This is a genomic window from Rhizobium ecuadorense (assembly GCF_001187535.1).
Classification (GTDB): Bacteria; Pseudomonadota; Alphaproteobacteria; order Rhizobiales; family Rhizobiaceae; genus Rhizobium; species Rhizobium ecuadorense.
The window spans coordinates 1-234 of record NZ_LFIO01001421.1 but is presented as its reverse complement, the minus strand read 5'-3'; the positions used below and the strand labels follow the sequence as shown (position 1 = coordinate 234).

The 234-nt window shown below is 58.1% G+C and carries 1 protein-coding gene; it reads left to right on the top strand.

Annotated elements, in window-relative coordinates; all coding sequences use genetic code 11:
* The coding region (locus AF337_RS29970) for a DUF444 family protein (RefSeq protein WP_152971239.1) at nt 1–234 on the top strand (234 nt) is incomplete at both ends.

The window sequence follows — 234 nt, the reverse complement described above, 5'->3', positions numbered from 1 at the left end:
GGCTTCGGACGGTGACAACGCCCATTCGGACGGAAACCTGACCGGGCAACTGCTGCGCGAGATTTTGCCGCTGTGCCAGTATTTCGCCTATATCGAGGTCGGCGAAGAGGGCGGCGACTCCTCAATATCCCGTTCACCGCTTTGGATGCTCTATGACGGGATCCGTTCCGAGCTTCCGCTTTCGATGCGCAAGGTCTGCCGGCGGAGCGAAATATTCCCCGTTTTCCATGATCT